We start from the raw sequence: 7,812 nt of genomic DNA on the forward strand, positions 1-7,812 counted from the left end.
GTAAAATTAATCCTATCTGTATGAGATAGATTCATGAAATTTAAAGTCAAGAAAATTCGTGTAAAATATAATTGGCTAAACAAAAAATCAAACAAAAATTCTTAGTGAACTTCGTGCCTCCTTCGTGTCTTTGTGGTTAAACAAATTAAAATGGAAAAAGTAAAAGCAAAAAAACACCTCGGACAGCATTTTTTAAAAGATGAAAGCATCGCAAAAGATATCGCTGACACGCTGAATTTAGAAGGCTACGAGGATGTGCTAGAAATAGGGCCTGGAATGGGAGTGCTTACAAAGTATTTATTGGATAAACCAATTAATACCTATGTGGTCGAAATTGATACTGAATCAGTGGATTACTTGGGTGCTAATTATCCTAAGTTGAAAGATAAAATCATCTCTAAGGATTTCTTAAAATACGATATCAACGAGATTTTTGCTGGCAAGCAATTTGCGATTATCGGGAATTTTCCATACAACATTTCGACTCAAATTGTTTTTAGAACATTAGAATACAAAGAGCAGATTCCTGAATTTGCAGGAATGTTTCAAAAAGAAGTAGCCCAACGAATTTGCGAAAAAAAAGGAAGTAAAGCGTACGGAATTCTTTCAGTTCTAGCTCAGGCCTTTTATGATGCAGAATATCTGTTTACTGTTGATGAAAATGTATTTGATCCACCACCAAAGGTGAAATCAGGAGTGTTGCGCTTGCGTCGTAAATCGGACTATAGTTTGCCTTGCGGTGAAAAATTGTTTTTCACGGTGGTAAAAACGGCTTTTCAGCAGCGTAGAAAGACTTTGCGCAACAGTTTAAAAACCTTAAATTTGTCCGACAAATTAAGAGAAGACGAAGTTTTTAACCTTCGTCCAGAACAGTTAAGCGTTGAACAGTTTATCGAACTTACTCAAAAAATAGAAGCCGATGGAATTTAAAATCAGTAAAGAATTAATACAAGAGCTAGAACAGCACATTGTCAATAAAAACGATAGGGAACTTGAGGGATTATTGAATGACATGCACCATGCTGATATAGCGGAGGTATTAGACGAACTTGATTTTGATGAGGCAACCTATATTTTTAAGGTTTTAGATTCGGAGAAAACAGCCGAAATTCTTCTAGAATTAGAAGATGATTTACGCGAAAATATATTAAGCCGCCTTTCGGCAAAAGAGATTGCGGAGGAGCTTGATGAGTTAAATACCGATGATGCGGCGGATATCATCGCGGAGCTTTCCCAATCTAAAAAAGAAGAGGTAATCTCTGAATTAGAAGATATTGAGCATGCCAAGGATATCATCGACTTATTACGTTACGATGAAGATACCGCAGGTGGGTTGATGGGGAAAGAATTGGTGAAGGTTAACGAAAACTGGAACGTTCTTACTTGTGTCAAAGAAATGCGCGCTCAGGCAGAAAATGTTTCACGGGTTCATTCTATTTATGTAGTAGATGATGAGAATAGATTAAAAGGGCGTTTATCGCTCAAAGATTTATTGACAACTTCAACTAAAGCCCAAATATCAGAAATTTATATTGGCAATGTAACCTCAGTAAGCGTTGATGCCGAAGATGTTGAGGTGGCGAGAATCATGCAGAAATACGATTTAGAAGCCATTCCTGTAATTGATGCCATGGGTCGGTTAGTAGGGCGTATTACCATTGATGATATTATTGATGTAATCCGTGAAGAAGCTGATAAAGATTACCAATTAGCTGCGGGTATCTCCCAAGATGTTGAAGCCGATGATAGTATTCTAGAGTTAACCAAAGCACGTTTACCTTGGCTAGTGTTGGCACTTTTGGGGGGATTTATCACCGTGAGAGTTTTAGGATTATTTGAAGGTGCGATGGTGGAGCACGGAAAATTGTTTTTCTTTACGCCACTTATTGCCGCAATGGCAGGAAATGTAGGGGTACAGTCGTCTGCTATTATTGTACAAGGTTTGGCTAATGACACGTTGAGTGGTTCCTTATTCAATAGATTGATAAAAGAAATTTCGTTGAGTTTATTAAACGGCTCCATCTTGGCAGCTATTTTATTCTTAGGGAGTTATTTTATACTTGACGAACCCTTGATTATCGGTTTTGTGATTTGTTGTGCTTTAATTTCAGTGATTATTATAGCATCACTTATAGGGACATTCATTCCATTGTTATTGGATAAATTCGGAATTGATCCCGCTTTAGCAACTGGACCTTTTATTACAACAAGTAATGATATTTGCGGAATTTTAATCTATTTTTCAATTGCAAAATTGATTTTAGGTTTTTAAATACGACATGTTGTTAATGTCAAAATAAATATGAATAGATTTATTTAGTTAAAGCTAATGAATCTTTTAATTTTTCAATCTTTTAATTTTTCAATTATATGAAAATTCACATTATAGGAGGAGGAAACCTAGGCGTTTCGGTAGCAGTAGGAATCGCTAAATTTACCCAAAACAACCAAGTTACGGTTACAAGACGTAACGTTGCCAATATTAAACACCTTGAAGGGTTAGGCGTCACTATTTCTTCGGATAACAAACATGATATTCAAGAGGCTGATGTAATTATTTTGACTATTAAACCGTATCAAGTAGATACTGTTTTAGCTGAAATTCTTCCTATAATTTCTAATAAAACTATTGCTTCTGCGGTAAGTGGATTGTCTATTGAAGCACTTCAAAACAAAATAGGAAAAGACCACCAAGCCATCCGAATCATGCCTAATATTGCAGCGCAATTTGGAGCTTCGGCAACATGTATTTCTTTCCAAGAAGGACATAATGTTGAAGGTCAAAAAGTAGTAGCTTTGTTTGAAGGTTTAGGAACTGCTCCCGTTATAGATGAAAAGTTAATGGACGCTGCAACCGTTTTGGCTGCTAGCGGAACTGCTTTTGCGTTGCGTTATATGCGTGCTTCGATGCAAGCCGGAATCGAAATTGGTTTTGATTGGAAAACAGCTTTGGCTATCTCAGCCCAAACTGTAAAAGGTGCGGCTGAAATGCTTATGGAAGAACAAATCCATCCAGAACAATTAATTGACCGTGTAACAACACCTCAAGGATGTACCATTGCAGGATTGAGCGAAATGGAATCTCATGGTTTTAGTTCATCATTAATTCGTGGAATCAAAGCCGCTTTGAAAAAAATTCAAGGAAAATAGGTTATTTAAACATATAAGTTTTTTTGTAAGCGTAAAGGTTTTAAAAAATTCTTAAGAGGTTAAAAAGAATGATATGTTAGATAAAATAAAGATTCTCCATATAGACAGCAACAATCCCATTATGATGGACCAATTGCAAGCAGCTGGTTTCACCAATCACGAAGATTTTAAATCGTCAAAGGAGGAAATCGAGGCTAAGATTCAGGACTATCACGGTATTGTGATTCGCAGTCGTTTTAAGATTGATAAAACCTTTCTAGACAAAGCTACTAGTTTGCAATTCATTGCTAGAGTAGGAGCAGGACTCGAAAGTATCGATTGTGAGTATGCGGAGTCTAAAAACATCACACTTATTGCCGCTCCCGAAGGAAATAGGAATGCAGTAGGCGAGCATACTTTAGGGATGATTTTGTCTTTATTTAATAACTTCAATCAAGCTGATAGAGAAATCCGTTCCGGACAATGGAATCGTGAATCCAATCGAGGACATGAACTTGACGGTAAAACAGTGGGGATTATAGGTTATGGTAATATGGGAAAATCGTTTGCTAAAAAGTTACGAGGTTTTGATGTTACTGTGCTTTGTTACGACATTCAAGGAAATGTAGGCGATGCAAATGCTAAACAAGTTACATTGGCTGAATTCCAACAAAAAGTGGATGTAGTTAGTTTACACCTTCCTTGGACACCAGAAACGAATAAAATGGTTGATGCTGATTTTATCGAAGCATTTGCAAAACCGTTTTGGATAATAAATACTTCTAGAGGAAAAAATATTGTTACCGCTGATTTAGTAGTGGCTATGCAATATGGAAAAGTTTTAGGTGCTGGACTGGATGTATTAGAATACGAGAAATTATCTTTTGAAACACTTTTTCAAGCAAACGAAACTCCTGATGCCTTTCAATATTTATTAAACGCCTCGAATGTGATTCTAAGCCCACATGTAGCAGGTTGGACTTTTGAAAGTCACAAACGTTTGGCCCAAGTTATTGTAGATAAAATAATAGCTAAGTATACTTTGTAAATTTTTTGATAATTGTTTATTAAAAAATAACCCTTTAGGTGCATTTAATTAAATTCTGTTTGAAAAGGATTTGATGCACCTAATGTAATGAAGCTTATCTAACTCTTTTTTTTAAAACACACTTCTATAAATTCAGGTACAGGTTTAAATCAAATATATAGAGGTGAATAAAAAGTGCTTTGTTTAACATAATTACGTAAAAAATCCAGTATATTTTATTCATTTAATTTATCAACTATACGCTCATATCTCCTATTATATGAGAGTATTTTCTAATTCCAAAGTCTATGTTTTGCTGTCCAAAGCAAAGCCACTTCATCAGTTTAAAAAGGGAGACTTCTAGGTATTTTAAATTTCTCTGCTCTATACAAGATGGCCGCTCTTTGTAAAAGTCACGCCTCCTTTTTAGAAATCTGTGGCTTGCAATAAATTTTTAAGACGCTGACTTTTAGTTATAGTAGTTTAGTTTGTACTTTCAATTTATTTAGCAGAATAAACATGTAAAACAGCAAAATAAAAGAGCTGTTGTAATACTAACTCTATTGTTAAAATCAACTGATTATGACAATGGAGTCTTATCTTTCTAGTTGATTTCTCTTTCTTTGAAATTTAGATGTTAGCGGATATAAAAACTTAAAACAATTTAATATTTCCGATTTAAAAAGTGTACTTTAAATAGCATTTTGCTTTAGTTCCTAAAAATATTTTATTCACAAATTATCTTTATTGAGTTTGTTGACTTTCAGTCTGTCAACTAAGCTGCTATGAAGTGTAAGTAAGTCAATAAGAGTTTTGTTCTGATGGGAATTTAATTATAAGCGGTAAAGTATAAGGAGTAATAGTAGGTTTTTTTGAGTAAATTAATGCAAAGCATGGGGCTTTATCAATACTTAAAATTAAAATTTGTTGGCACTCTAAACAATGAGTTTATTGCATAATAATGGTTTATATAAAATAAATGTTAAGTTTAGTGTATATCTAGAAAGTTATATTATGTTACTTAATTTTATTTTTTTATTTAGCAGGAGTAATTATATTAAATTAAAAAAAAGTGTTTTTTATCGTATTTATTAGCATTTTATTGCTAAATTTATAGTTACCTTTTATTTTGTTAACACTTTATTGTGTTTTTATTAATAGTATTTGATTTACCCCATTTATTAATTCTTTAATTATCGGATTATGAAACAACAATTACGATTTGTCATATTTCTTTTTGGAACAGGTGTTTATGCACAAGTAGGTATTGGAACAGCTGTACCAAATAATTCAGCTCAATTAGAAATTGTTTCTAGTAACAAAGGTCTTTTAATTCCTAGACTTAATTTAGCTTCTTTAACAGATGGTACATCTATATCTAATGGAAACGTAGAGGGGTTAGTAGTTTACAATATAAGTGCTATTGGCATGCCTCCAGGGTTTTATTACTGGTCGTCTGGACAATGGAATAAATTATTAAATAAAAAAGATTTACCTATAAGCTCTGGTCCAGGAGCACCAACAGCCGTATTTCCAGCTAATCCTGTGTCGGGTAATATTTATGTCGATGAAAACACTGGAGAGATCTATACTTTTAAAGGGGGAACTTGGTTGATACAGTCGGCGGTAAGTACCGATCCAGGTAATATAATTATTGAAGGTACGGATCGTAAAGCTTTTCTTGATGCGGTTATTGCTGCAGATAAATTAGGTAAAGATGTCACATCATCAGATGGTTCTATTTTGGGGGTTCAGAATAAAGCGGCTTTGGTGGATATGAATTTACAAGTAAAAGTAGATAATTCTTCCATTGAAGTAAATCCAGTTAATGGTTTGCAAGTTAAAGATTCGGGTATTACACCACCAAAAATAGTTTCTGGAGGTATTGATAAAGTTTTAGTTACAGATGCAACTGGAGCTGTGGCTTGGATAAACAAAGATGCTTTTGAAACCGTAGTCGATATGGTTACTATTGAAGGTTTGGGTACTATAGCAAGTCCTTTATTAGTAAAAGATCTAGGAATTGTAACCGCTAAATTAGCTGCCGATGCAGTAACATCTGCAAAAATCCTAAACGAGACTATTTTATCAGAAGACATTAAAGACGGCGAAGTAAAAACGGTTGATATTGCTGACGATGCAGTAACCACCATAAAAATAGTTGACGGAGCTGTCACATCTGCAAAAATTCTCAATGAGACCATTTTATCAGAAGACATTAAAGACGGCGAAGTAAAGCCTGTTGATATTGAATCTGGCGGAAACAATAAAGTTTTAGTTACAGATGGATTAGGTGCTGTTACATGGATAGATAAAGACGCCTTTGGTGCCTATGCTGATAATGCCACCATCGAAGGTTCAGGAACCGCATCGGATCCATTTAAAGTAAAAGATCTAGGAATCATAACAGACAAACTAGCTGCCGATGCAGTAACATCTGCAAAAATTCTCAACGAGACCATTTTATCAGAGGATATTAAAGATGGAGAAGTAAAAACGGCTGATATTGCTGACGATGCGGTAACCACCATAAAAATAGTTGACGGAGCTGTCACATCGGCAAAAATTCTAAACGAGACCATTTTATCAGAAGATATTAAAGATGGAGAAGTAAAAACGGCTGATATTGCTGACGATGCAGTAACCACCATAAAAATAGTTGACGGAGCTGTCTCATCTGCTAAAATTCTCAACGAGACCATTTTATCAGAGGATATTAAAGATGGGGAAGTAAAAACCGTTGATATTGCAACGGGAGGTATTAATAAAGTTTTAGTTACAGATGGAACAGGAACGGTTTTATGGCTAGATAAAAATGAGTTTGGTGCCGTTGCTGATGATGCCACTATCACAGGATTAGGAACTACAACCAGTCCATTTTTAGTAAAAGATCTAGGAATCGTAACCGCTAAATTAGCTAACGATGCGGTGACCACAGCAAAAATTCTAAATGAGACGATTTTATCAGAAGATATTAAAGATGGCGAAGTAAAAACGGCTGATATTGCTGACGATGCGGTAACCACCATAAAAATAGTTGACGGTGCTGTCACATCTGCAAAAATTCTCAACGAGACCATTTTATCAGAAGACATTAAAGATGGCGTAATAAAACCAGTGGATATTGAATCTGGCGGAAACAGTAAAGTTTTAGTTACTGATGTGTCAGGTGCTGTTACATGGATAGATAAAGATGCCTTTGGAGCTATTGCTGATAATGTAACTATAGAAGGAGAAGGAACTACACTGTTGCCATTTAAGGTTAAAGACTTAGGAATCGTAACAGCCAAATTAGCTGCTAATGCCGTAACCACAGCAAAATTAGCCAACGACGCTGTGACAACAGTTAAGATTGTAGATGCTAATGTAACCCCTGCAAAAATAGCTCCAGGACTCGATAATACAGTTTTAGTTACAGATGTGTCTGGTATTGTTACGTGGATAAACAAAAGTGACTTTGGTGCTATTGCCGATGGTACAACTATAGAAGGAGAAGGAACTACACTGTTGCCATTTAAGGTTAAAGACTCTGGAATCACAACGGACAAATTAGCTGATGATGCCGTAACAACAATAAAGATAGTAGATGATGCCGTAAATTCAGCAAAAATTGAAAATGAGTCCATTTTATCAGTAGATATTAAAGATGGCGAAGT

General features: G+C 35.0%; 5 protein-coding genes. All 5 read left to right on the forward strand.

The annotated features are described in order from the left end of the window. Positions 1-150: 150 nt before the first annotated feature. Positions 151-930, forward strand: a complete 780-nt coding sequence (rsmA, locus tag WBQ70_RS06375; protein WP_423911895.1) for a 16S rRNA (adenine(1518)-N(6)/adenine(1519)-N(6))-dimethyltransferase RsmA — start codon at positions 151-153, stop codon at positions 928-930. Next, positions 920-2,272 (forward strand): magnesium transporter, encoded by a 1,353-nt coding sequence (mgtE, locus tag WBQ70_RS06380; RefSeq protein ID WP_423911898.1) that lies wholly within the window; start codon positions 920-922, stop codon positions 2,270-2,272. The genes rsmA and mgtE overlap by 11 nt, the downstream gene beginning before the upstream one ends. Positions 2,273-2,370: 98 nt before the next feature. Further along, positions 2,371-3,150: a pyrroline-5-carboxylate reductase gene (gene proC / locus WBQ70_RS06385; RefSeq protein ID WP_423911900.1), complete on the forward strand. Its 780-nt coding sequence runs from the start codon at positions 2,371-2,373 to the stop codon at positions 3,148-3,150. A 73-nt stretch (positions 3,151-3,223) separates the two neighbouring features. Then, the gene (locus WBQ70_RS06390) at positions 3,224-4,177 is read left to right on the forward strand and encodes a 2-hydroxyacid dehydrogenase (RefSeq protein WP_423911902.1); all 954 of its coding nucleotides are present in this window, start codon (positions 3,224-3,226) and stop codon (positions 4,175-4,177) included. Between the two features lie 1,182 nt (positions 4,178-5,359). After that, positions 5,360-7,812 (forward strand): hypothetical protein (locus WBQ70_RS06395; protein ID WP_423911904.1); only part of this gene is annotated, 2,453 nt, incomplete at its 3' end.

Origin of the sequence: Flavobacterium sp. (assembly GCF_049590715.1) — a bacterium.
GTDB lineage: Bacteria > Bacteroidota > Bacteroidia > Flavobacteriales > Flavobacteriaceae > Flavobacterium.

Coding starts and splice junctions, on each gene's coding strand:
- proC (WP_423911900.1), top strand. CDS start 2,371: ATGAAAATTCACATTATAGGAGGAGGAAACCTAGGCGTTTCGGTAGCA.
- mgtE (WP_423911898.1), top strand. CDS start 920: ATGGAATTTAAAATCAGTAAAGAATTAATACAAGAGCTAGAACAGCAC.
- rsmA (WP_423911895.1), top strand. CDS start 151: ATGGAAAAAGTAAAAGCAAAAAAACACCTCGGACAGCATTTTTTAAAA.
- WBQ70_RS06390 (WP_423911902.1), top strand. CDS start 3,224: ATGTTAGATAAAATAAAGATTCTCCATATAGACAGCAACAATCCCATT.